The organism is Microbispora triticiradicis (assembly GCF_005864065.1).
GTDB lineage: Bacteria > Actinomycetota > Actinomycetes > Streptosporangiales > Streptosporangiaceae > Microbispora > Microbispora triticiradicis.
The window spans coordinates 1-1,597 of sequence record NZ_VANP01000042.1 but is presented as its reverse complement, the minus strand read 5'-3'; the positions used below and the strand labels follow the sequence as shown (position 1 = coordinate 1,597).

Genomic DNA, 1,597 nt, shown 5'->3' with positions numbered 1-1,597 from the left:
CCCCTCAGCCGCCGACTCATGCGGCGCCACCACGATCACCCCGTCCACCGACTGCGACCGCAGCCGATCCACCCCCCGCCCGATCCACCGCCGATCCAGCACCGGCAGACTCGCGATACTCACCAGATAGTCACTGTCACGCGCCGCCTGCTCTACCCCGAACAACGTCGACGCCGGCCCGTACAACGTGGTGTCGAAACACACCACCCCCAACACCCCCGACCGCCCCGTCACCAACATCCGCGCCGCCGAATTCGGCCGGTAGTCCAGCTCCCGCACCGCCGCCAGCACCCGCTCCCGCGTCTCCGGACGCACCTTCTCCGGAGCGTTCAGCACCCGCGACACCGTCATCGCCGACACCCCCGCCAGCTCCGCGACGTCTTCCATGACCGCCGCCCTCGGGCGCTCGGCCGGGCTCTCTCCAGGCCGGACCTTCGTCATCCGCCGGTTCCCCGCTCTCGATGAGGTGTTCTGCATGTTAGCGATAACACAACACGTGTCAACCCCGCTGTTTGAACCGGTTTCATAAAGGTGTTCGCCGGTGCCTCGCATGGGCCCTCTGACCGGCGACGTCACCGATGACGCACAGGCAAGGCGGGGAGACGCCGGCCGTCCCGGGAAAGCCGGAAGCCGGCCCGCGCGAGACTCGCACGGACCGGCTTCGGCGGGGCGCCTCCCGGAAGGGAACGCCTGGGTGGTCGGGACCCGGGTGGGGGCCCGGTGTGGGGGACCAGGGTGGGTCAGACCGGGGACGGGGTCAGACGCGGGTCCACTTCTGGTTGTTGGCGCCGGTGCACGACCAGATCTGCACCTTGGTGCCGTTGGCGGTGCCGCTGCCCGCCACGTCCAGGCACTTGTTCGCGCCGACGGCGGTGATCGTGCCGTCGGAGTTCAGGCGCCACTTCTGGTTGTTCTGGCCGTTGCAGTCCCAGATGATGACCGCGGTGCCGTCCGCCGTGCCCGCACCGTTCACGTCCAGGCACTTGTTGCCGTAGACGCGAAGCTCGGACGCGCTGGTGGAGGTCCACTTCTGGTTGTTCTGGCCGTTGCAGTCCCAGATCAGCACCGTGGCGCCGTTGGTCTGCGAGGCGCCGTTGACGTCCAGGCACCGGCCCGACGCCACACCCCTGAGCGAGCTCGTGCCGCCGGGGGGCGGAGAGTTCGTCGGTGTAGAGGTGGGCGACGACGAGGGCGACGGGCTCGTGTTGGGGGTCGCCGCGTTGAGCGCGTCCAGGACGGCGGTGTAGGCCTGCTTCTTGTTGAAGTTTCCGTCGAACAGCAGCGGGGTGTCGCCGCTCCGCCAGGACCACTTGTCGGTGATGCCCCACACGGTGATGCCGGTGCAACGCGGCACGGCCGTGCAGGCCTGGACGACGCGGCGGTAGGCGTCGGCCTGGGTGGAGCCCGAACCGCCGACGTCGAGCTCGGTGATCTGCACGTCGACGCCGAGCGCGGCGAACTGCGCGATGTTCTGCTGGTAGTTCGACGGCGGGTTGCCGAAGTGCGACTGCAGGCCCACGCAGTCGATCGGCACGCCACGCGCCTTGAAGTCCTTCACCATGTTGTAGACGCCCTGCGTCTTGGCGGCGGTGGCGCT

General features: G+C 69.1%; 2 protein-coding genes. Both read right to left on the bottom strand.

What is annotated here, in order from left to right; translation table 11 throughout:
- The coding region (locus FED44_RS35410; RefSeq protein WP_244302533.1) for a LacI family DNA-binding transcriptional regulator at nt 1-387 on the bottom strand (387 nt) is incomplete at its 3' end.
- A gap of 370 nt (nt 388-757) precedes the next feature.
- A partial coding sequence (locus FED44_RS35405; RefSeq protein ID WP_167521678.1) for a ricin-type beta-trefoil lectin domain protein occupies nt 758-1,597 on the bottom strand: 840 nt, incomplete at its 5' end.